This is a genomic window from Microbulbifer agarilyticus (assembly GCF_019800665.1).
Lineage (GTDB): Bacteria > Pseudomonadota > Gammaproteobacteria > Pseudomonadales > Cellvibrionaceae > Microbulbifer > Microbulbifer agarilyticus_C.
The window spans coordinates 112,640-136,392 of record NZ_JAHVKO010000007.1 but is presented as its reverse complement, the minus strand read 5'-3'; the positions used below and the strand labels follow the sequence as shown (position 1 = coordinate 136,392).

At 58.5% G+C, this 23,753-nt stretch carries 18 protein-coding genes; 1 reads left to right on the top strand and 17 read right to left on the bottom strand.

Annotated features, from left to right (window positions below; translation table 11 throughout):
• The first annotated feature begins 95 nt into the window (after window positions 1-95).
• Entirely contained in the window at window positions 96-1,796 is a 1,701-nt protein-coding gene (locus tag KUV22_RS16110; protein ID WP_222232843.1) for a sugar phosphorylase, read from the top strand.
• A gap of 14 nt (window positions 1,797-1,810) precedes the next feature.
• On the opposite strand, the gene KUV22_RS16105 is transcribed toward KUV22_RS16110, so the two are convergent.
• The 17 genes from KUV22_RS16105 to asd form a co-directional block, all read right to left on the bottom strand.
• A complete protein-coding gene (locus tag KUV22_RS16105; RefSeq protein ID WP_222232802.1) occupies window positions 1,811-3,058 on the bottom strand; it encodes an MFS transporter in 1,248 nt (415 codons plus the stop codon).
• Window positions 3,059-3,180: 122 nt separating this feature from the next.
• Window positions 3,181-5,244, bottom strand: a complete 2,064-nt coding sequence (locus KUV22_RS16100) for a transglutaminase TgpA family protein (RefSeq protein WP_222232800.1) — start codon at window positions 5,242-5,244, stop codon at window positions 3,181-3,183.
• Window positions 5,241-6,251, bottom strand: coding sequence for a DUF58 domain-containing protein (locus KUV22_RS16095; protein ID WP_222232799.1), 1,011 nt, complete (start codon window positions 6,249-6,251; stop codon window positions 5,241-5,243). Before KUV22_RS16095 ends, KUV22_RS16100 begins: the two co-directional genes overlap by 4 nt.
• 20 nt (window positions 6,252-6,271) lie before the next feature.
• Window positions 6,272-7,183 (bottom strand): AAA family ATPase, encoded by a 912-nt coding sequence (locus KUV22_RS16090; protein WP_222232797.1) that lies wholly within the window; start codon window positions 7,181-7,183, stop codon window positions 6,272-6,274.
• A 111-nt stretch (window positions 7,184-7,294) separates the two neighbouring features.
• Window positions 7,295-8,479 (bottom strand): O-succinylhomoserine sulfhydrylase, encoded by a 1,185-nt coding sequence (locus tag KUV22_RS16085; RefSeq protein WP_222232795.1) that lies wholly within the window; start codon window positions 8,477-8,479, stop codon window positions 7,295-7,297.
• A 150-nt stretch (window positions 8,480-8,629) separates the two neighbouring features.
• Window positions 8,630-10,108, bottom strand: a complete 1,479-nt coding sequence (gene purF, locus KUV22_RS16080) for an amidophosphoribosyltransferase (protein WP_222232793.1) — start codon at window positions 10,106-10,108, stop codon at window positions 8,630-8,632.
• A 68-nt stretch (window positions 10,109-10,176) separates the two neighbouring features.
• Window positions 10,177-10,674, bottom strand: a complete 498-nt coding sequence (locus KUV22_RS16075; protein WP_077405036.1) for a CvpA family protein — start codon at window positions 10,672-10,674, stop codon at window positions 10,177-10,179.
• A 130-nt stretch (window positions 10,675-10,804) separates the two neighbouring features.
• The gene (locus tag KUV22_RS16070) at window positions 10,805-11,518 is read right to left on the bottom strand and encodes an SPOR domain-containing protein (RefSeq protein WP_222232791.1); all 714 of its coding nucleotides are present in this window, start codon (window positions 11,516-11,518) and stop codon (window positions 10,805-10,807) included.
• Between the two features lie 37 nt (window positions 11,519-11,555).
• Window positions 11,556-12,809, bottom strand: a complete 1,254-nt coding sequence (gene folC / locus KUV22_RS16065) for a bifunctional tetrahydrofolate synthase/dihydrofolate synthase (RefSeq protein WP_222232789.1) — start codon at window positions 12,807-12,809, stop codon at window positions 11,556-11,558.
• A gap of 190 nt (window positions 12,810-12,999) precedes the next feature.
• Window positions 13,000-13,854 (bottom strand): acetyl-CoA carboxylase, carboxyltransferase subunit beta, encoded by an 855-nt coding sequence (gene accD / locus KUV22_RS16060; protein WP_222232788.1) that lies wholly within the window; start codon window positions 13,852-13,854, stop codon window positions 13,000-13,002.
• Window positions 13,855-14,112: 258 nt separating this feature from the next.
• Window positions 14,113-14,925 carry a tryptophan synthase subunit alpha gene (gene trpA, locus KUV22_RS16055; protein WP_222232787.1) on the bottom strand — a complete coding sequence of 271 codons (813 nt, stop codon included), beginning with the start codon at window positions 14,923-14,925 and terminating at the stop codon, window positions 14,113-14,115.
• An 11-nt stretch (window positions 14,926-14,936) separates the two neighbouring features.
• Window positions 14,937-16,157 (bottom strand): tryptophan synthase subunit beta, encoded by a 1,221-nt coding sequence (trpB, locus tag KUV22_RS16050; RefSeq protein ID WP_222232786.1) that lies wholly within the window; start codon window positions 16,155-16,157, stop codon window positions 14,937-14,939.
• 3 nt (window positions 16,158-16,160) lie between these two features.
• A complete protein-coding gene (locus KUV22_RS16045) occupies window positions 16,161-16,823 on the bottom strand; it encodes a phosphoribosylanthranilate isomerase (protein WP_222232785.1) in 663 nt (220 codons plus the stop codon).
• Between the two features lie 190 nt (window positions 16,824-17,013).
• Window positions 17,014-17,898: a tRNA pseudouridine(38-40) synthase TruA gene (gene truA, locus KUV22_RS16040; RefSeq protein WP_222232783.1), complete on the bottom strand. Its 885-nt coding sequence runs from the start codon at window positions 17,896-17,898 to the stop codon at window positions 17,014-17,016.
• 103 nt (window positions 17,899-18,001) lie between these two features.
• Window positions 18,002-21,103, bottom strand: a complete 3,102-nt coding sequence (locus KUV22_RS16035) for a FimV/HubP family polar landmark protein (protein WP_222232781.1) — start codon at window positions 21,101-21,103, stop codon at window positions 18,002-18,004.
• 311 nt (window positions 21,104-21,414) lie between these two features.
• Window positions 21,415-22,419 (bottom strand): aspartate-semialdehyde dehydrogenase, encoded by a 1,005-nt coding sequence (locus KUV22_RS16030; protein WP_222232779.1) that lies wholly within the window; start codon window positions 22,417-22,419, stop codon window positions 21,415-21,417.
• 180 nt (window positions 22,420-22,599) lie between these two features.
• Entirely contained in the window at window positions 22,600-23,715 is a 1,116-nt protein-coding gene (asd, locus tag KUV22_RS16025; RefSeq protein WP_222232777.1) for an aspartate-semialdehyde dehydrogenase, read from the bottom strand.
• Window positions 23,716-23,753: the final 38 nt, after the last annotated feature.

Here is a 23,753-nt window from a genome sequence, read left to right as displayed (position 1 = left end):
CGTCGCACTATTTTCAGATTTGTAGATATCCGGGGGAGACCGTGAACCAATCGACTGCACACCTGCCAATCAAAGAAGTATTGCACCAGAAGGTGATGGATCACCTCACGTTTATCTACCCGGAACTTGACGTTGAACCCATTGCGCAAAACCTGATTCGGACGATGCGCTTGGACGAGGACTGCCAAAGCCCGCTTGCGCATAAAAACCTTTGGGATCAGACCGACATTGCGGTAATCACCTACGGCAACAGCATTCTGAGCGACAACCAGCCACCGCTGAAAACGCTGCACCACTTTTTACAAGCGCATTTTCCAATGCTGATCAATACGGTGCACATTCTGCCATTCTTCCCCTATTCCAGTGACGATGGCTTTGCGGTGTCCGCCTACAAACAGGTAGACCCACCACTGGGTGACTGGAGCGATATCCTGCGCATCAGCGCCGATTTTCACTTGATGGCGGATCTTGTTATCAACCACTGCTCCGCCCAGCACGAGTGGTTTACCAACTACCAGAAGGGAAAAAATCCGGGCCGTGATTTTTTTGTGGAGGTAGACCCGAAAGAGGACCTCAGCAAAGTGGTGCGCCCCCGGGTTACGCCGCTGCTTCGCGCAACCAGTACACCGCGAGGCACGCAGCATGTATGGTGTACATTCGGCCACGACCAGATCGACCTGAATTTCGCCAACCCCAAAGTACTGGCGAAAATAGTCGATATTATCCGGCTGTATCTGGACATGGGTGTGCGTATCTTCCGTCTGGATGCGGTTGCCTTTATCTGGAAAATTCTCGGCACTAATTGCCTGAATCTGGAAGAAACCCACGAGATCGTGCGCTTGCTGCGCACGCTAATTGAGCACGCCGACCCCAACGCGGTCATCATTACCGAAACCAATATTCCCAATCGGGAAAACCTGTCCTACTTCGGTAATGCCAACGAAGCGCACTGTATCTACAACTTCTCGCTGCCGCCGTTACTGGTGAATTCACTGGTCACTGGTAACTGTCGCTATCTGAAAAACTGGCTAATGAGCATGCCACCCGCGCAGAACGGCACGACCTATTTCAACTTTATTGCGTCGCACGACGGGATTGGCCTGCGGCCGGTAGAAGGACTACTGGACGACAGTGAGCAGGAAGCGCTGATTCAGACGATGGAAAACTTCGGCGGGCAGATATCCTGGCGTGCGCTGGATGATGGCAGTAACAAGCCTTACGAAATCAATATCTCTCTGTTTGACGCCTTGAAAGGGACTACCGCTGGGGAAGACGACTGGCAGCTTGAGCGCTTTGTGTGCGCCCAGGCCATTATGCTGGCACTGGAGGGAATACCGGCGTTCTACCTACACAGCCTGGTGGGTACTACCAACGACTACGAACGGATGAAAGAGCACGGTCATAACCGCGCCATCAACCGCCGCCAATGGCAGGAACAGGAACTCAACGAACGGCTGGCGGACCCGGAGAGCCACCATCACAAGGTGTTCCACAAACTGCGCCGGTTAATCAAACTGCGCCGCGAGCAGCCGGCCTTTCACCCCAATGCCACGCAGTTCACCTTGCATCTGGGAGACCACGTATTTGCTTTCTGGCGTCAGAGTCTGGACCGCAGGCAAAGTATTTTCTGCCTGAATAACATCTCCGATCAGCCACAAACGGTGTCGCTGAACGCGATCAACCTGATTGGCACAGACAAGTGGAAAGACCTGGTGAGCGATGCCACCTTCGATGACATGCTTGCGAGTATTACCCTCGATCCCTACCAGACGCTCTGGATCAGCAACCGCTGGTAATCAGGTTTACCGCGTTAATCTTCTGTGCCCTGCGGCTGCCGGATATCCAGCTGACGCAGGGCGCCACTGATCCACACCAGCACAAACGCCAGCAGGCTGAAGATACCCGCCCATAATAACGTGGTGAGTGGTGCGGTAAATTCACTGATCACGCCGGCGAGCAGTGCCCCGATCGCCGCAGAGCCGAACAGGGAAAACTGGTAAATCGAAATAATGCGGCTGCGCACCTGCTCCGGAGCCAATACCTGGACAATGGATTTACCCAGCGCTGCCGAGGCCGCGGCCACCGCGCCCCAACAGGCGCAAAGTAGCGCGAGACCAAAGGCGGTGGGCCCAAAACTAATCGCGATCAACAGCGCGGCGCTGTAGAGCAGACACATCAGGACGCCCCGGCCGGGATGGTCCCCCTGCCCGCGCCGCAACATCACTACGGTTGCCGTCACCGTGCCCACAACAAATGCAATTTGCAGCCAGGCGTAGTAGCTGGCGCCCCGCTCGTAGCTTTCCGCAAGCAACGGCAGTACCACCAGGAACACACCGATATGCACCAAGCCGTTAAAGCCGACCAGTAGCACCAGCTCGAAAATTGCGCGGCTCTTGCGCACCTCGGCAAAGCCTTCCAGCAAGGCCCGCGGTAATTTCTTGGCAGGCTTTGCTGATGGGGCGCCGTCACGACGCAGGGAAATAAAAAAGCCTGCAGCGAACAGCAATACCACTACCTGAATCAGCAGCAAGGTTTCCGCGCCCCAGCTATCAAACTGGCTGGCCAGCAGCATACCTACCGCCTGCCCGCCGTACTGCGCCAGCATCATCCAGGTCACCAGATGCTGTACCTGATTCTCCTGCAGCTTACCCCCCGCTGGCGGTTGTTGCCCGCGTTGCACCAGCGTTTCCCGGGCCGGCTGTAAAAACGCCGTGCACACCCCCAGGCTCACGCCATACATCAGCAATAGCGCCAGACTGGGAATAGAGTGCATCAGATAATAGGCGAGCACTGCGTGACACAGGGCCAAACCGATACAGGAAAGCGCCGCGACCCGCGCAGCGTCGATACGATCCGCCAGCGCACCGCCGAACAGTAAAAATATCAGGTTGGGAAGTAATACCGAGGCCTGCACCCAGCTCAGCTGCAGAGCGGGTAACTCGACCAGCGATACCGCAATCCACGGCAGCAAAACCACCTGCAGACCGGTGGCAAGCGAGGTGCCACTGAAGCCAAGCAGAAAGGTTCGCAGTCGAGCCGCCAGTGCGGGAAAAGTCATTTCAGAATCCGGAAAACAGTCACTCGCTAGCCGCGTTTTTCCGCTGCAACGATTCGGCAACAGACACAGAAGCCTGAGATACAAACGCCTGAGATACGACAGGGTCGCGATTAAAGAGCGGCCTATTGTCCCACAGATTGATGCGGTGCGGGGGCAGCGCCCAACTTGGCCAGCTGTCGCAGCGGCCAGAATCCTCGCACCAAACGGCGCAGCTGTTTTAGCGCACCTTTGCTGTCGGTATAGGCCGCCCTTTCATAGGCTACGGTAATACGTGCGGCCATCGGACCGAGCGCCGGCAACTCCCGTTCGATACGTCGTGCAAAATCTCCCGGTGCCTCACCGGAGCGACGCGGCAAGCCGGCACGGGCCATGCGCTGACAGAATCTCAGATAAGCGCGACTGGCCGGGGGCAATGCCGGACCGCGCGCAGACAGGTTGAGCCAGACCAGCAGTCCCAGCAGACCCACGGCAACCGGTACACCGAGAAGCATCGCCATACGCAGCGGTGAGATCTCTCCGAGCCAGCGCTTCAACAGTCCCTGCTGACGGTCCGCGTCAAAACTCACTACCGTCTGATACCAGCGGTAATTAATCATGTCCCACTGCAGCCGCAGGCGATTCAAAATATTGAACTTATGCAAGGGCAGCAACGCATCCTGCATAAATTCTTCGGTAACCGCACTTTGCAGGCCATCGCGAATACGCTCCGGTGCCACCGCCGCAGTGGGGTCTACCCGCACCCAGCCGCGTTCGGGCAACCAGATTTCTGCCCAGGCATGGGCATCGTACTGGCGCACCAGCAGATACTCCTCCTGTTCCACCCATTCGCCCCCCTGATACCCGGCGACGACCCGCGCAGGCACTCCCGCGGCGCGCATGGTAAACACGTAGCTGTTGGCGAAATGCTCGCAGAACCCCTGCTGCGTATCGAACATGAATTCATCCACCGTATCCGCACCCAGGGCGGGCGGTTTCAGCGTGTAAGTAAAACTGCGGTTGTATAACGCTAACAGAGACTGCGAGATGGCCTGTGAATCCATGCCTTCCCGCCGCCGGGCCTCTGCCCAGGCGCGGGCCTGTGGGTTACCTTCCTCGGGCAATTGCAAATGACGACGCTCTTCCGCCGGACTCAAGCCTGGTCCTGCAGTGACACTCTCCCTTGGCCAGGAGCGAACGTCGTAAGCAAGCCTGCTGCCCACTGGCATGTGGTAAACCAGCGTATCGTCGCCGGTCGAGCGCACCCCTCTTGTATCGGAGTCGGAAATCGCCAGCGCGAATAGCCATGGGTTATGGCTGGCCTCCTGAATCACCTGATAGCGATAGCGCGGGCCCACCGCAGGCAACCTGCCGTCGTTTTCCTGACCGCTCTGCGTATTGCGAAAGCGTCGGCCAAACCAGCGGTTACCGGTAACCCCGGGCTCACTCCAGCGTCGGCCGTCAAAGTGGGTATACACTAACCCGCGCCAGTAGCGCTGCTCTGGAGGGGGCACAGAACCGTCGAAGGAAATACGCAATGCGGGCTTGTCGGATTTTGACAACCGACTGAAGTCCCCGGGGCTCATGGAGTCGCTGATTCCCGTGGAAGCGGCGGAGGTATTATTCGGTACCGCCCACAAGGGCCCCAGGCGCGGCATCACCACAAATAGAATCAACATCACCGGCACGGCTTGCGCCAGTATTTTCACCGACAATCCAAGTGCCCGCCCAATCCGGGCACTGCCACTGCCCTGCTGGGCCACCAGTGCGGCAGTAATCACCACCAGACACAACACCCCATACAACGCGTACGGAATGGTCTGCTCAAACACAAACAGCGTGGCGGCAAGGAAGTAGGCCAACATCAAACTGAGCACCGCATCCCGGCGGCTCAGCAACTCGATATTCTTCAGGGTAAAGGAAACCGCCAGCAAAGCGACCATCGGCTCTAACGCGAACCAGCGCCGGTAAGTCAGCGCTAACCCGGCGACGGCCAGAGAGACCGCCAGCAGTTTGATCGCGCGCCCGGGTACCGCCCGGCGCCCTCGAAACACCTCTATCCGCCATAAAACTGCCAGAAACCAGGCAAAAATAAGCCAGCTCGGCAGGTGCGCAAAGTGCGGCAGCAGGACGACGAACTGCGCGGCAAATACCCACAGCAGGCTCTCGCGCGGCAGCAAGGTACGGAACTGGCCGGAAACCTCGCTCACGATGACACCCCCTGTACCGGGAACAATGCCAGCAAGGTCAGCGCTTTTTGTCGGTGTGCAGCGCCGATCGCAGGCGCCAAGGCCTGCCCCGGAATGCGCAGGCCGTAAGCCACTTGCGCGCGTTCCGCCTCAAGCACCCAGGCACACAGATTACTCAGGCGGGTCTCCAACTCACGGCCGGCCAGTAAATCCCAATCCAGCCACAGGCGGGCATCACTGCCGGAGGCATACTCTTTACTGTAAAGGTCGCGCCCACCGGCAAATTGCTTCCACGCCACGTGGCGCAGCGAGTCACCGGCCTGATAACTTTTCAGCCCGGCGAAATCGTCACCGCCTGCGGAGTGGGTTTTCTCCTGATCGCCTTCACCAACGCTCGCGCCCCAGGGCAACGGTCCGGCAGACCTGGGTTGCGGATACACCAGAAACTCGACATCCAGGTCCACCCAACTCCAGCACTTGAACAACCCTGCGGGAAAGCGACTTTCCACGCGAATCCGCGGCGCGCGCACTTTTCCTCGACGTATCAGAGGAAGCTCGAGGGTCACTTCCGTCGGCTCACTATCGATAATATCTACCAGCGCCCCCTCTTCCGGTGGCCAGCACAGCCGCACCCGTTCATGAGAGCGCTTGCCGGTTTTCTCCAGTACGATTTTGGCGCGGCCGAAATCACCGGCAAATGCGGGCTCTACTTCTTGCAGGCGCAGTTTGAGCCCCGACAGGTTGGCAAAGGTGTGCACCGGCAATATCACGAACACTCCCACCAGCATGAATACCAGCGCGAGCACCAGGTTATTTTCGTAGTTGGTGCCCAGCAGCCAAAGCAGAACGATCAGCAGCAGGAACCCCATACCGGCGGCGGTGGGCAGTACGAACAATTTGCGGTGATTGAGGGTAACCGTCGACGCAGGCGGCAAGCGACGATTCAGCCAGCGCAACCACCGCTGCTGCAGCAGCCCGCCGGCTTCACTGTTATCGCTTACCGCTTTAAAGGAAATTTTTTCGAGCACTGGCCGGCCCCTCACTCGCCTCAGGCAGCGATGATGTCCACTTGGTGCATCATGCGCTCGACCAGTTGCGCGCCATCGCCACCATCCGTTTGCAGGCGGTGACCGGCGACGGCGGGAAGAACCGCCTGTAAATCTTCCGGCAGGATATGACCGCGGTTGTGGATCAGCGCCCAGGCGCGGGCCGCATGCAGCAGTGCCAGGGCACCGCGGGGAGACAGGCCTACACCGCATTCGGCGCTCTGACGCGTGTGCTGCACCAGGCGCTCCAGGTAATCGAGCAGCGAGTCGGAGGCTTTCACCTGGTGCACCAGTCCCTGTAGCTTGCGCAGCCCTTCGCTGTTGATGCGCGGCGTGATCTGCGCCAGCTGCGCACGCGGGTCGACGCCATTGAACAGCGCGCGCTCGGCCTCGCGGGTGGGGTACCCCAGGCTAATACGCATCAGAAAGCGGTCCAACTGGGATTCCGGCAGCACAAAGGTGCCGGACTGTTGCAGCGGGTTCTGGGTGGCGATAACAAAGAAGGGTTCCGGTAGTGGGCGGGTCTCGCCATCCACACTGACCTGACGCTCCTCCATGGCCTCCAGTAATGCGCTCTGGGTCTTGGGAGAGCTGCGGTTGATCTCATCCGCGAGCAGCAGCTGACTGAACACCGGCCCCTCATGGAAACGGAATTGCCCGGTCTCACGCTCGAAAATGCTGATACCAATAATATCCGCCGGCAGCATGTCGCTGGTGAATTGGACCCGCTTGTGAGAGAGCCCAAGCACCCTCCCCAGGGCGTGCGCCAGGGTGGTCTTGCCCATACCGGGCAAATCTTCGATCAACAGGTGACCGCGCGCCAACAGGCAAGCCAGCGCCAGCTTTACCTGGTGCTCCTTACCCAGAAGAACCTTACCGATATCCTCGACGATGGCGGAGATGATTTTTTGCACGGCAAATCCATTACTGCTCGGTTTATCTCTTAGCCATTAATGATAGGCCCCGCACCCGGCGGGGCCCTTCACAATGTCTCATTTCACGCCATTGTGGCTCTTTTAAGCCCGCTAGACTAGTGCCGACAAACCCCGCGCCAGATCGGCTTTAAGGTCCTCGACATTCTCCAGACCCACAGAGATGCGGATCAGGTTTTCGCTAATACCAGCCTTTTCCTTGTCCTCGTCACTCAGGCGACCATGCGTGGTGGTGGCCGGGTGCACAATGGTGCTTTTGGCATCGCCGAGATTCGCGGTCACCGAGAAAATCTTGCAGGCATCGATCACTTTCCAGGCAGCCTCCCGTCCCCCGGGCACGGTAAAGCTGAACACCGCACCAAAACCGGACTGCTGTGCCGCGGCCAGCTGGTGATTCGGATGGCTCGGCAGACCCACATAATTGACCTTCTCTACTTGCGCATGCTCATTCAGCCACCAGGCGATATCCAAAGCACTGGTGCAATGCGCGCGCATGCGCAGGCTGAGGGTCTCCAGGCCTTTGAGGAATACCCAGGCGTTAAACGGGCTCAGGCTGGGACCGCAGGTGCGCAGGAAGATCACCACTTCATCCATCAGCTCCTGCTTGCCCACAACCACGCCACCGAGACAGCGGCCCTGCCCGTCCAGGAACTTGGTGGCGGAATGCACCACAATGTCCGCACCCAGATCCAGCGGGCGCTGCAGCGCCGGGGTGCAGAAGCAGTTATCTACCACCAGCTGCGCGCCAGCACTGTGGGCCAGGTCTGCCATGGCACGGATATCCGCAACCTCACACAGTGGGTTTGACGGCGTCTCCATAAACAGCAACTTGGTATCGCCGTCTAACGCATCCTGCCAGGCCTGGAAGTCGGTCAGCTCCACAAAACTGACCTTGACCCCAAACTTCACCATGTAACGGGTAAATAGCGCAGTCGTTGTACCGAACACACTGCGTGAACAGATCACCTTGTCGCCACTTTTTAGCGTCGCCATGCACAGGCTCAGGATCGCGGCCATACCGCTGGAGGTAGCGACGGCCGCCTCCCCGCCTTCCAGTGCAGCAATGCGCTCTTCGAACATGCGCACGGTGGGGTTGGTGTAGCGCGAGTACACATTGCCGGGAGAATCCCCGGAAAAACGCGCGGCGGCTTCTGCCGCGGAGGGAAAGACGTAACTGGAAGTGGTGTAGATAGGCTCGGCGTGTTCGCCTTCCGCCGACCGGCTCTGGCCCGCTCTTACTGCCAGTGTTTCCAGTGCATAGCCGTCATCTTCAAACATGGGGTATCCGTCCCGGATTTAAAAATCATCTGAACCGGTAATCTTACCCCAAGAAACGAGCCTGCGTGGAGCACTGCCTGCGCGTTGTGTAAAAACAAAAAGGCCCACCAATTGGTGGGCCTTCTCTGTGCGAAAAATAGCTTGGGCAGCTTATAACGCGCTTTCGTTACCTTTGGCGGTATCGTTGCGCGCTGCGTGCAGGCTGTCCAGGTACTCCTCGGTTACATCACCGGTGATGTACTTGCCATCAAACACCGCGCAATCAAACTCTTTGATTTCGCTGTTGCCATCGGCAGAGGAAACGATCAGCTCATCCAGGTCCTGATAAATCAGCCAGTCTGCCCCGATCTCTTCACACACTTCTTCGGTGGTGCGGTTGTGCGCAACCAGTTCGGTGGCAGACGGCATATCAATACCGTACACGTTCGGGTACTTAACCGCCGGCGCTGCGGATGCAAAGTACACTTTTGCCGCTCCGGCCTCGCGGGCCATCTGGATAATCTGCTTACAGGTAGTACCACGCACGATCGAGTCGTCTACCAGCAATACATTCTTGCCACGGAACTCCAGCGCAATCGGGTTCAGTTTCTGGCGCACAGACTTCTTGCGTTGCTTCTGTCCCGGCATGATAAAGGTTCGGCCGATATAGCGGTTCTTCACCATACCTTCACGGAACTTCACGCCCAGACGGTGGGCAACCATCTGGCCTGCGGAACGGGAGGAGTCCGGAATCGGAATAACCACATCGATGTCGTGGTCCGGGCGCTCGCGCAGGATTTTTTCTGCCAGGTGCTCGCCCTGACGCAGACGCGCCTTGTGCACGGAAACACCATCCATGATGGAGTCCGGGCGGGCAAAATAAACGTGTTCGAAAATGCACGGACGCAGCTGCGGGTTTTCCGCACACTGCTCGGAGTGCACGGTGCCGTCCAGCTCGATGTAGATACATTCGCCCGGCGCCACATCGCGCACCAGGGAGTAGCCGAGTACGTCCAGCGCAACCGACTCGGAGGCCACCATATATTCGGTACCCTGCTCGGTCTCGCGCTTGCCGTATACCAGCGGGCGAATACCGTTTGGATCGCGGAAGGCAACAATGCCATAGCCCACAATCATCGCCACACAGGCGTAGCCACCGCTCACACGCTTATGCACGGCGCGCATTGCGGTAAAGATATCTTCCGCTTTTGGCTGCAGCTTGTGCTGCTTGTGCAGTTCGTGGGCGAACACGTTGAGCAGCACTTCAGAGTCTGAATCGGTATTAATATGGCGCAGGTCCTGCTGAAAGATCTGCTCCTTCACCTCTTTTACATTGGTGAGGTTGCCATTGTGCGCCATGGCAATACCGTAAGGGGAGTTCACGTAGAACGGCTGAGCCAGCGCAGGACCGGAGCTACCCGCGGTGGGATAGCGAACATGGCCGATACCGAAGTTACCGGTAAGGCGCTGCATGTGGCGCGCGCGGAACACATCGCGCACCAGGCCGTTCGCCTTTTGCTGGTTCAGACGGTCACCGTCACAGGTGACGATGCCGGCGGCGTCTTGGCCCCGGTGCTGCAACAGGGTAAGGGCGTCATACAACTGCAGATTGACGTCACTCTTACCGACGATTCCAACGATGCCACACATACTTCAGATAACCCCAGTCATTTTGAAATGGTCTCGGTGATCCAGCGCCGCCTCCTGCAGCCCATCGATCAGTCAAATTGCGCTGCGAAGAAGTCCTTTATCGCGCCGGCCGCTTCGCGTGCGCGATCTTCAAATTCAAGAAAATTCGGTATTAACGCCGACTGCTGCCACCAGCTGTCCTGATCCACCGGTGCCAGTGCCGGAGCAAAGATCAACAGCGCCATCACCACGATGCAACCGCGGAACAAGCCAAATACCATCCCCAGCACCCGGTCTGTCCCCGAAAGCCCGGTGGCTTCCACAAACGCAGACAAAAACATATTCAGGCCCGCGCCTGCTAACAAGGTGACAATAAAGAGTATGGAAAAGGCCGCGATGACCTGCAGTGAAGGCGTATCGACGAGGTTGGAAAGCAACGGGGCCAGCTGGTCACGAAACATCATGGCCACGACAAAGGCCGCCACCCATGTAAGTAGCGACAGGACTTCGCGCACAAAGCCTCGGCTCAAGCCGATAAGCGTCGAGATGGCAATGATTGCCAGAATGGTCCAGTCAGCCCAGTTCATTCAACCCTACCTGCTACGCGGCGGCTGCCGCGAAGAGCGCGCATTCTAACTTACCGACCCGGGCCAAGGAAGCCATTCACTGAACCACTTCACAAACGGAGATCTTAAGGTCCCGCCACAGGCCCCGGTATCAGGCGCGATAGCGCAGGATGAGAGTCTGGGTTTTCAGCAATTTATCCAGCTTCTGCTTGTCTGACTGCGCATCCACCCGACTTAGCTTGGGTCCCACAAACACCCGCACCAGGCGCCCCTTGGGGGTATCGACCGCACGGGTGTAGGCTCTGAAACCGGCATCCATCAGCTGGTTGCGCATCCGGTCAGCGCTCGCCACTTCCTTATAGGCACCAACCTGCACCACCCAGCCTTCGGGCAACCCGTTGTCATCCAGCTGGGTTTCTTCTGCTGGCATCTGCAGTTCGGGGGCGGGCTCAGACTTGGGTTCTGGCTTGGCCGGCTCGACTTTCGCCACCGCGGCGGCGGGCTTGTCGGGTTTTGAACTCGCTGCGTCGTCATTGGAGGAGGACACCGACTCCGGGGCGGGCCCCGATTGCTCGACATACTCCGGCTGGAAGACTTCGTTTACCGGCGGCGCTGGCTCGACGTTTTCTACCGGCTGCGGCTCAGCAATGGTGATAGGGGTAATATCCGGAGGTGCCGGAATCTGGCTGGTGACATCAATGTAACGCGCCCCTTCCCGGTCAAACAGACTGGGCAGAAAGATGACCGCCAACGCCGCCAGTACCAGTGCACCGACAATACGCTGCTTTACCCCGTCGTTCAGACGACGTGGTGCACCTTCTGGGCATTGATTAAAAGAATCGGATTCGCTGTTCCGGCCGGCCATTTCGTTGCTCTCTTGTCGCTGCTCTAGGCTACTTTGCTCACTTGAGCGGCTGAATTGCTGACAAAACCTCTGCAACGGTAAAGAAAGAACCGAATACAAGCAACCTGTCTTCGCAGCCCAGGGCAGCAGCGGCCAGCTCAAGCTGCTCCGCCACAGGTTTACCCACTTCTTCCACTTGCCCCGCTTTAACACCCGCAGCGGCAAGCCCGGCGCGGACCTGCTCGGCATCCGCGGCCCGGGGATTATCCGGCAAAACCGCCGGATACCAGTGGTCCACCAACCCCCTTAGCGGAGCAACAAGCCCATCCAGATCCTTATCCGCCATCACCGCCACCAGTGCAACGGTGCGGCCGGCAACCGGGTGACCAGCCAACCACCGCGCCAGGTATTCCGCCGCCGCAGGGTTATGCCCCACATCCAGTAACAAGTCGCGCTCCTTATAGCGGACCGCCTGACAGCGCCCGGGCATTTGCAGTGCGGCGAGGACATCGCACACCTGCTCTACGCCCGGCAACTCGCCGGCCAGCACCAGAGCGGTTATTGCTGCAGCCACACTGGAGGGAGGCAAGCGCAGTTCTGGCAACCCAATGCGCAGTTCCGGTTCCGCTTTTAGCAGGTACTCACCTTCGATCAGAGAAAACTGATGGTCGATAAAATAGCCGTCGCATCCCAACTCCCGGGATGCATCCACCACCGACGCCGGTGGCTGCGGATCCGCACACACAAACGTCTTGCCCGCGCGCAAGATCCCCGCCTTCTCACGACCAATCACCTCGCGGTCATTGCCGAGCCAGGCTTCGTGATCCACCGCCACACTGGTGATGATGGATATATCGGGGTCCACCAGGTTCACCGCGTCCAGTCGGCCGCCGAGACCTACTTCCAGCAGTGCGAACTCCACATCCGCGCGCTTGAACAACCAAAGGCCAGCCAATGTGGTGAATTCAAAATAGGTCAGGCTGATATCGCCGCGCGCCGCGTCTACCGCCTCAAAGGCCTCAATGAGCTGCGCATCGCTGACCTCTTCACCATTCACCCGAATGCGTTCGTTGAAACGCAACAGATGTGGTGAACTGTAGGCGCCCACCGAGTGATCCCCTGCGCGCAACAGCGCTTCCATGGTGCGCACACAACTGCCCTTGCCATTGGTACCACCGACGGTGATCACACGCCGTGCCGGCGTCTGTACATCGAGTGTACGCGCCACGGCGGAAACCCGCTCAAGACCAAGTTCGATTTCTGTGGGGTGTAGCTTTTCCAGGCGAGCAAGCCAGGATTGAAGGTCACTCATGAATGCACCAAACGTTCGTCAGAACGAGAATTCTATTCAGGAAAGCCCAGAGAGAACAGGCAATAACGAGCCGAATTGGGGGGCGATTGAAAATAGTAAAAGGACGACGGGGGAAAACCGGGTCGAGAAGAAAAGTGTAGAAAGGGAGCGACGGCCCCGCCCAAGAACGAGAGCGGGACCGCAAAAGGCTTTAATTGTTGGTCAGCTTACTTAACAAACGGCCAACGGTATTGCGCATATCTTTACGCGGAATAATCATATCGATGGCACCATGCTCCAGCAGGAATTCAGCACGCTGGAAGCCTTTCGGCAGCTTCTGACGAATAGTCTGCTCGATGATATTCGGCCCAGCAAAACCGGCGCGAGCGCCCGGCTCCGCGGCATTGATATCACCCAACAGTGCCAGAGAGGCAGAAACGCCACCGTAAACCGGGTCGGTCATGATCGAGATGTACGGCACACCGGCCATACGCATTTTCTCGAGTACCGCAGAAGTCTTCGCCATCTGCATCAGCGAGATCAGTGCCTCCTGCATGCGGGCACCGCCGGTCGCGGAAAAGCACACCAGGGGAATGTTTTCTTCCAGCGCGCGCTGGGCTGCGCGGGTGAATTTCTCACCCACGACATAGCCCATGGAACCGCCGTGAAAGGCAAACTCAAACGCGACCGCAACCACTGGCTTGCCTTCCAGCAACCCTTGCATGGCTACCAGCGCATCTTTCTCGCCGGTCGCCTTCTGCGCCTGGGTCAGGCGGTCTTTGTATTTTTTGACGTCCTTGAACTTCAGACGATCCACCGGCTCGACATCTGTCGCCAGCTCTTCCCGGTGTTCAGTATCCAGGAACATGTCCAGACGACGGCGAGCGCCGATACGGAAATGGTGATCGCACTTCGGACACACATCCAGATTGCGCTCCAGCTCCGGGAGATACAGGGTGGAATCGCACTTTACGCACTTTTTCCAAACGCCTTCGGGTACCTTGCTGGCACCGGGACGACGTTCAGCGCGAATGACGGAGGGAACAATTTTTTCTAACCAGCTCATTCTGTTTCCAAATCCAATGCTTGCAGGATTGAGTCGCCGGGCTTCGACCCCTTGCGAAGTAGAGGTCAGACTATATGACCGGCAATTCTAAAACCGCGAATTAAACCACTTTCAGAAAGATTGCTCTTGGCCAGATAAGCCGCCTATTCGGGCTTTCTGGCCAACCTCTGCTGGCGCCGCAATCACCTCACTGCAGAACCCCTTGCGGAGCAAGGGGCGGTCGCCTGTTAACTCAACTATCTAACTCGACTACCTAATTCAACTATCCAGCGCGGAGCGCATTTCGCCCACAATGGCGCCCACACGGTCTTTGGCGGCGGCAGCGTCGGCAGATTCGCCCACTGCGGACACCAGCACACTGCCGACCACCGCGCCGTCTCCGTCGGCACTCACCGCTTTTGCGGAGGCGCCATCCTTGATACCGAAGCCCACACACAGGGGCAAATCGGTGAAGCGGCGGATACGGGTCAGGTTCTCATGCACGGAATCGAGGTCCAGGTGACCGGCACCGGTCACACCCTTGAGCGATACATAGTAGACAAAGCCACTGGCCAGCTCGGTAATCTCGGCAATCCGCTCGTCGCTGGTCGTAGGCGTCAGCAAAAAGATATTGCGCAGATCGCGGGCTCTCAACAATTCGTTCAGCGGCACCGCCTCTTCCGCCGGCAGGTCCACGGTCAGCGCGCCGTCACCGCCAGCGGCCTGGAGCGCATCCGCAAACACTTCCGCACCCATTTTTTCAATGGGGTTGGCGTAGCCCATCAAGATCACCGGGGTCTCGGCATCCTTGGTGCGGAACTCTTCAATCAGTGCCAGACACTTACGCAGTGAGGCCTTGTGCTCGAGCGCGCGCTCGTGCCCCTTCTGGATCACCGGCCCCTCGGCCATCGGATCTGAAAACGGAACCCCCAGCTCAATCAGGTCGGAGCCACTGGCAACCAGCTGATGCATCAGATCAACGGTATTTTCCAGGCCGCCATCGCCGGCGACGATATAGGTAACCAGCGCCTTGCGGCCTTCGCTGCGCAGTTTGGAAAAGCGACGATCGATTCGATTATTTAATGTAGTCACGACCGGGTTCCTTAAACTTCAATGCCGTCGATAGCGGCAACGGTGAAAATATCCTTATCACCGCGGCCGGAAAGGTTCACAACAATGTTCTGATCCGGGCGCATGGTGGCAGCCAGTTTCAGTGCATAAGCTACCGCATGGCTGGATTCCAGCGCCGGCAAAATACCCTCGGTGCGCGTCAGCTGACGGAACGCCGCCAGGGCTTCATCGTCATTCGCAGCCACATACTCGACACGGCCAATATCGCGCAGCCAGGCGTGCTCGGGACCTACCCCCGGGTAATCCAGGCCGGCAGATACCGAGTGGGTCTCGATGATCTGACCATCGTCATCTTCCATCAGGTAAGTGCGGTTACCGTGCAGTACACCGGGCACACCATCATTCAGCGGCGCGGCATGACGACCGGTTTCGACGCCGTCACCACCGGCCTCTACGCCGTACATTTTTACGGATTCGTCAGCCAGGAACGGATGGAACAGGCCAATGGCATTAGAACCACCGCCCACACAAGCCACCAGCGCATCCGGCAGCTGTCCAAATTGTTCCAGACTCTGACGACGCGCTTCGCGACCGATAATGGAATTAAAATCGCGCACCAACTGCGGGTAAGGGTGTGGCCCAGCCACGGTACCAATGATGTAGAAGGTATCGTCCACATTGGTGACCCAGTCGCGCATCGCCTCGTTCATGGCGTCTTTCAGGGTTTTGGAGCCGGACTCCACGGGAATAACTTCTGCCCCAAGCAACTTCATGCGGTACACATTCGGCGACTGACGCTTAACGTCTTCCGCGCCCATGTACACCGCACACTTGAGCCCCAGACGCGCCGCAACCGTGGCGGTTGCCACACCGTGCTGACCGGCACCGGTTTCTGCAATCACCCGGCTCTTGCCGCTGTGCTTGGCCAGCAGCGCCTGACCAACGGTGTTGTTCACCTTGTGCGCGCCGGTATGGTTGAGATCTTCGCGCTTCAGCCAGATACGGGCACCGCCGGCGGCTTCGGTAAGACGCTCCGCCAGATACAGGGGCGAAGGACGGCCAACGTAATGGGCCAGGTCGTAATCAAACGCGGCCTGGAATTCCGGATCGTTTTTCAGTCGCTCATACATTTCCCGCAATTCATCGAGAGCGCTGATCAGGGTCTCGGAGACGAAACGCCCACCGAACTCACCGAAGTGCCCGCGGGCATCCGGGTAGGCCCCAAAATCGATGGGTGAACTGGGTTTACTCACGGCTCAAACTCCTTGAATCAATGCATTACTGGACGCGCCGCTCGCAGCGGCAGCGCGGGCTGCGCGAACAAATTCGCGCACCTTGTCTGGATCTTTACGGCCCGGTGCGGCTTCCACACCACCGCTCACGTCGACCGCGTCGGGGGCCGCGGCGGAAACCGCCTGCGCCACGTTTTCCGGGTTCAAACCTCCGGCGAGAATCACCTGGCGCTCATTGCGCTCGCGCCCCTGGGGCACGCGCTGCCAGTCAAAGGTGTCACCGGTGCCACCGGGAACGCCTTTGCGGTAGGCATCCAGCAGGTAACCGCGGGCGTCCGGGTAGGCCGACATGGCCTCACTGGGGTTCAGCTCTGGTTTCATACGCAGGGCTTTGATATACGGACGATGAAACTGCCGACAATAGGCAGCGGTTTCATTGCCATGGAATTGCAGCAGGTTCAGCGGGACTTTCGCGAGCACCCGCCCGACCTCCTGTGGATGGGCATCCACAAACAGCCCGGTCAACACAACAAAGGGCGTCACTGCACGGGCAATTTCCGCTGCCTGCTCCAGGGATACGTGGCGGGGGCTGGGCGGATAAAACACCAGACCGAGCGCATCGGCGCCGGCATCGACAGCCAGCCGAGCGTCTTCGACACTGGTAATACCGCAGATCTTTACGCGCATAATCCTTACATCGCTATACCTGCCAGACTGGCGCTCTGTCGGACGCCACTGCGCCCAAATCAGAAATCATCATACGACGATCGCCATACATCCCGGGCGCTGGCAGTAGAAGAATTCGGAGAGCAGGCGATACTAGCAGATCACCGGGCGTGGCGAAATGCGCTCTCACCCAGCGCCCCCGCAAATGCGGCTACTCGGTACCGATACTGCCAAATGGCAGGGGTACTAACAACGGCCCCGGCGCCACTTCCGGCAGGGTGAACTCCGGCGGATACTGAACGTCCACCAGATAGAGACCATGCGGCGGTGCGGTAACGCTGGCGGCGGTACGATCGCGCGCTTCCAGTACTTGCTGCACCCACTCCGGTGAACGGTCGCCGCGCCCCACCGCCATCAGGACCCCGGCGATGTTGCGCACCATGTGATGCAGAAACGCGGTGGCACTCACTTCCAGCACAATCAGCTGCCCTACCCGGCCAATATCCAGGCGGGTAAGCCGCCGCACTGGCGAACGCGCCTGACACTGCGCAGCGCGGAAGCTACTGAAGTCGTGCTCGCCAATCAGGTAGCGAGCACCCTCGCGCATGGCCTCCAGATCGAGGGTGCGCTCGGTCCAGGTCACTTCGCTGGCAGCCTGCGCCGAGCGCGTAGGCGCACTGTGGATCAGGTAACGATAGCTGCGACTGCGGGCAGAAAAGCGGGCGTGGAACTGCGCGGGCACTTCCTGGGCCCAGTGCACTCGCACATCGAACGGCATCTGCGTGTTCACGCCCTGCACCCAGGCCTTAAGCGGGCGCTGCGCGGTGGTATCAAAATGCACCACCTGGCTGGATGCGTGCACACCGGCATCGGTACGCCCGGCACACACCAGTGTCACGGGCTCTGCTGCGACCTTGGACAGGGCCTTTTCCAGGGTTTCCTGCACCGTGAGCGGATCGTGCTTTTGCTTTTGAAAGCCCCGCAGGCGGGTACCACAGTACTCCACACCCAGGGCAATACGACGCAACCCTTCCGGCAAAGATTCCCCCGGGGGCACCTCACCGTTCGGCTTGTATTGGTAAATCTTGTTCTTCATAGGGCGAATTTTACACGGCCCCAGAAAAAAGAAGACCCCGCAAAAGCGGGGTCAAAGTGTTGTTGCTGTAGACAGCTTGAATTCGTTGGTGCAGAGCGCGCGATTAACCCATGCGCTCCAGCATTTCTTTGGCGCGCTGCTGGTGCTCACCCGCACTCTCATCAACCACTTCGCCAAGGATTTCGCGGGCACCTTCTTTGTCACCCATATCCAGATAAGCCTGGGCCAACTCGAGCTTGGTGCTCACTTCGTCGCTGCCTTCGAGCAGGTTCAGCTCGGAATCCAGGTCACCCTCCAGGTCAAAACTCAGGTCTGCCAGATCCTCTGTAGTATCCGCAGCCGGCTGGGCGCTCGCGGGCGCATCCATAACCGCCAGATCGAGATCCTGAGCTGCCGCCGGAGATTCAACGGCCGGCGTTTCGGCCAGGCCCGCATCCCCCAGATCAATATCGCCCAGATCGATGCTGTCCAGATCCAGACTTCCCAGATCATCTTCAAGGCTGACACCCAGGTCATCAGTGGCAGATTCATTTGACGACTGGTCACCACCCTCCATCGGGGTCAGATCCAAGTCAAAGTCCAGGCCAGCATCATCGGATTCGGCGGCAGGAACCGCGGCCGCTTCTTCTGCGGCAGGTTCACTGGTTTCCATAGAGGAATCCAGATCCAGACTATCCAGATCCAGCTCACCGTCATTCATCAGCTCATCCAGAGCGAAATCTTCGGCGGCGGCAGGCTCGCTCGCTTCAAGCGTCAGGTCAGCGCCAGATCCGGATTCCAGATCGTCGCCACCCAAATCCAGGGAACCGAGGTCGAGATCGAATTCCTGCTCCGAGGACTGCGCTTCTGGCCCAGCGTCCAGCTCCAGGCCACCCAGTTCCGCAGCAGGCTGCTCAGCATCTGTTGCGGTAAATTCATCACCCAGGTCCAGGTCGAGCGAAAAGTCGTCATCTGCAGTGATGGGTTCAGCATCTGCGCCACCCAGATCCAGGGACAGGTCGTCGAGGGCGCCAATGTCGTCACTCTCCGCAGCCGGGGCTGCGGTGCTCGCTGCCGAGTCACTGTTGGAGAACTCGTCCAGATCATCAAAGCTCGCCTCAAAGTTGTCGAGGTCAGAACCCAGATCATCCAGCTGCGCAGCCTCCAGGGACTCGCTGGAGAAATTCGTTTCCGGCGCTTCAAAAGGACCAATACCGGCAATGGTTTCGCGCAGGCGCGCCGCACGATCCGCTACCGGGCCATCGCTGTAGCCCAGCAGCTGACGGTAATGATCGTCAAACTGGTTGCCGTCTTGCTGGTGCGCGTACACCTCCAGCAACATCAGGCGTGCATCAACATTCTCGGGCGCACCCTTGAGGCCTGTCAGAAGCTTCGCTTCTGCTTCCTGATACTGCCCGAGAGACAGGTGAATTTCCGCTTCCGCCACCGGGTCGTCGGTTTCGACTTCACCCAGTTGGTCCAGGTCGAGATTGCTGTTTGCTTCCAGCTCTTCAACCGCCACCAGAGAGTCATCTTCGAAGGATTCGCTGGGTGCTTCCGCCAGCGCGCGCTCGGCAGCCATCTCCAGCTCAACCTGGCGGATGGCCTCTTCCTCTTCCTTGCGACGACGCCAAGTGAAGAAGCCAAACAGTGCGGCCAGCAAGGCGCCAGCGCCAATGCCGATCCACTGGATGTTCTCCATCAGGGTGTCGACCAGGCTCGGTTCAGAACGGGTCTGCACCACTACGCGATTGCGGTTAGCGTCCGCCTCTGCGGCAGGTGCAACTTCTGGAGCAGCTTCGACTTCCGCCGCTTCCTCGCTGGTAGTGTCAAACTCGCCAGCTTCTACCTCGGTACCTTCTACCTCAGTACCTTCAACTTCGCTATCAGCAAACGCTGAGTTTTCTTCGCCGGCGAGATCCAGTGCCTCACCGTCGATTTCAGCGGACTCAAAGGTTTCCGCTTCTGCTTCCAGCGCGTCATTGGTCTCAGTGGCCGCAGCCTGCACCGCCTGCAACTCATCGTTGGAGACTTCAACCAGGCGCTCCATGGTATCGATCTGCTCGCTCAGCTCACCGATACGCTCTTCCAGTTCGGCGCCCTCGAGACGGGACTTGTCCAACTCTTCTTCGGTAACCGCGAGCTCGCCTTCCAGCGCATCGCTCTCGCTGCTACCGCTGCCAGAACCGGACAAGACGGACTCGTTGTCACCCGGCGCGCCCAGAGACACACGACCTTCCAGGGCATCGCTCTCGTAGGTTTCTTCAACGGTGGCACGTGCGTCCAGCGGGGCGCCGGTAACGTCGGTATCGGCCACTCGTTCACGCCAGGCATCGTTCTGGGTAGCAACCTGAGAAACCGCTTCGGAGCGCGTCAAACCGCGCACTTCGTCTGCGGTGGGCAGACGCAGGACTGCACCTTTCTTCAGCAGGTTGATGTTGTTGTTGATAAACGCTTCAGGGTTCAGGCGCTGGATCGCCAGCATGGTCTGTTGAACAGACAGGTCGCGAGACTCACGGCTATCGCGAGCGATTTCCCACAGGGTCTTGTTGGCTTCCACTGGACCGTAGACGCGGCTGCCACTCTCGGTAGAGGTCTGCGGGTCAATAAATTCTTCTGCCGGCTCTTCAAAGATCGGCTGCTGCACCTGCTCTTCCACGGTTTCTTCAACCGTCGATACCGGAGCGGCCTGCTCCGCCGGAGCCGCTACAGGCTCTGGTGCGCGCTCAACTGTGGGCTGGATGGGGCGTTGAACCGGGGTGGTATTGCGCTGCACCTGCTGGCGCTCGCGCTCTGCAGCACGCACTGGCTGGGATGCGGTGTTGGTGGAGAACGCCGGCAGATCCATCAGCAAGGTGTACTCCCGCAGCAGGCGGCCACTTGGCCAGCGGGTTTCTACCAGGAAATTCAGGAAAGGTTCGCGAATCGGAGAGCGGCTGGTGATGCGCACCATCGGCTGGCCGCTGGAATAGTCGACGTCAAAGCGGATGCCATCAAGGGAATACCCCCGCTCGACTCCTGCGCGCTCAAAATCTTCCAGGCTCGCCAGGCGGACCTTGATTTCATTCTCACCCAGGCCGCGGGTTTGCAGCAGCTTAATTTCTGCATCGAGCGGCTGATTCAGAGTGGAGTTTACCTTGATCTCACCGAGACCAAGTGCCAGAGCCCCATTGCCACCCAGTGCGCTGACCAGACCCACCGCAAGTGCCAGCTTTTGCACACGCATATCCGATTCCCTTTATTTTTAGAATCACACCGGCACCTGATTATTTTTTATCCACAAACACGACTTCACAATAAGCATGCTCACGGACTTGGTCAGGCCCAGCTTGTGCTAATTTTTGCACAAAATTTATTCAACAAGAGTCGATGATCAGACACCAGACTCCACGCTTTGGCGACGATGCGCCCCCCGAAAAAGACTTAACCCTTCCGGATTCCCACTTAACCTTCCCCACAACACCCCCAAGTGTTGTGGATTCCTGAATGGCACAAAGTTAAGAAGAAACCTTCAGAAAGGCCGCTAAGTATTAAATATCAATGGGTTTTTAGCAACAAGTGGACAATTTGTACACAGTTAATTGCGACGTCTTTACGCAAATTGTCGGATGCCGCACAAAATACAACCTGTCGCGGATTGATCAAACCGGTGCGCAAGCGCCCCAATAAGGTGCTCTCACTGCCTACCGCATCCTGTGCCGACGGACGCTCTCGCATCTCCAGGCGCGCGCCGTTGGCAAGCAAGCCACGCACCGTTGCCAGTTCCTGCTGCTCTTTCAGCTGCACGCTGATGTTCGCCAGTTGGCCATGAAACACCGACGCGGTATTAATCGACGCATCCAGCGCTACTTCATCACCCAGCAAACGGCGCAATTCCAGCACCAGTGCCAACTCACTGAAACCGTGGCCACTTTCCAATTGCGCTTCGGCGGAACTCAGCATGTTGAAAGCAAGGCGCTGACCGCTGGCCTCATCCGCCTCCGGCTCCTGCCCATTGAATAAGCGCGCGGTCTGGGCAGCTGCGGCATCCACACTCGCCTTGCCGAGGGCGGACACGGGCTGATTCAGAACCACCTCAACTGATTGCAGCTGGGACTTCAGCGGAAACAGCGCTTCTGCCAGCATCGCTGCACCAGCGCCCGGCACCGCAATCACCTTGCGATCGTGTTCATCGCGCTGGTTAAGTTCTGCACTATTGAGCAACGGGTGAATAAGCGCGACGCTTTCATCACCGCGGGTAAGGCCCGCCGCATCCACCACCCAGGCGCCCGCCTGCTCGGCTTTTGCCAGCGCTGCGGTTGCCGTGTCACCGCCGGTCAGCAGCAACACCACCTGCTGCGCAGAAAATGCGAAGTCTTTCAGCGGTGTTACCGGTACGCTGCGGTTGGCAAACACCTGCGGGTCCACTTCCGACTCATCGTCGATCACCAGTTTTAGCTGGTCTGGAGTGACGGTTTTGCGCTCCTCCAGGATCTCCAGCAGCGCATCAAACGGCGCACTGCCAACACCAACGATCACCAGCTCCCGGGTGGACTCTGTCATATTTGGACCTATTTCGGTTTTACGAATTTTGAATCTGTGAAAAGCAACGGCTGCTTTTCAGGCAGGTCGACCACTAAAGCAGCAGCCTGAAATTGCGGGGGATTATACTCACGGAGAGTCAGGGGGGAAGCCGCCCCGGGATAGGGGCGGCGATTAGAACAAAAAACAACCAGAGACGCGTTACAGTTTGCCCATCAGAATGAGCAGCACGCGGCGCAGTGGCTCGGCAGCGCCCCACAACAGCTGGTCGCCCACGGTGAATGCATTCAGGTATTCACCACCCATGCTCAGCTTACGCAGACGGCCTACCGGGATATCCAGCTTGCCAGTGACCGCTGTCGGGGTCAGCTCCTGCACAGTAACTTCGCGCTCGTTGGGAACGACCTTGACCCAATCGTTGGCAGTGCCAATCAACTGTTCAATTTCCGCCAGCGGCAGGTCTTTCTTCAGCTTCACGGTAAACGCCTGGCTGTGGCAGCGCATAGCGCCAATACGCACACAGGTGCCATCCACCGGTACATCCGCGCTGGTGCCGAGGATTTTGTTGGCCTCTACCTGCGCTTTCCACTCTTCGCGGCTCTGGCCGGACTCCATCGGGGTATCGATCCACGGCAGCAGACTACCGGCGAGCGGTGCGCCAAATTCGCTGGTGGGGAATTCCGCACTGCGCATGTTTTCCGCAACCTTGCGATCAATCTCGAGAATTGCACTGGACGGATCGGCCAACTCGCTGGCGACGCCATCGCGGATACTGCCCATCTGGGAAATCAGTTCACGCATGTTCTTGGCGCCGGCGCCGCTCGCGGCCTGGTAGGTCTGGGCGGTAATCCACTCCACCAACCCCTCGCGGAACAGACCGCCCAGCGCCATCAGCATCAGGCTCACGGTGCAGTTGCCGCCAATAAAATTCTTCACGCCGGACGCAATGCCCTGGTCAATCACATCGCGGTTAACCGGGTCCAGCACGATGATCGCATCATCGTCCATACGCAGGCTGGAGGCGGCATCGATCCAGTAACCCTGCCAACCCTGTTCACGTAATTTTCCAAACACTTCCTTGGTGTAGTCACCACCCTGACAGCTGACAATCGCGTCCAGCTCGGCCAGTGCATCCAGATCGTAGGCGTTTTTGAGGGGAGCGACTTCCTTGCCAATTTCCGGTGCTTTACCACCGGCATTGGATGTGGAGAAAAATACCGGCTCAGCAATATGTGCGAAGTCGTTTTCTTCCAGCATGCGTCCCATCAAAACCGAGCCGACCATACCGCGCCAGCCTACGAAACCTACCTTGTTCATTGTTAAACCCTGAGAATCTATGTATTTCCTGATCCCGC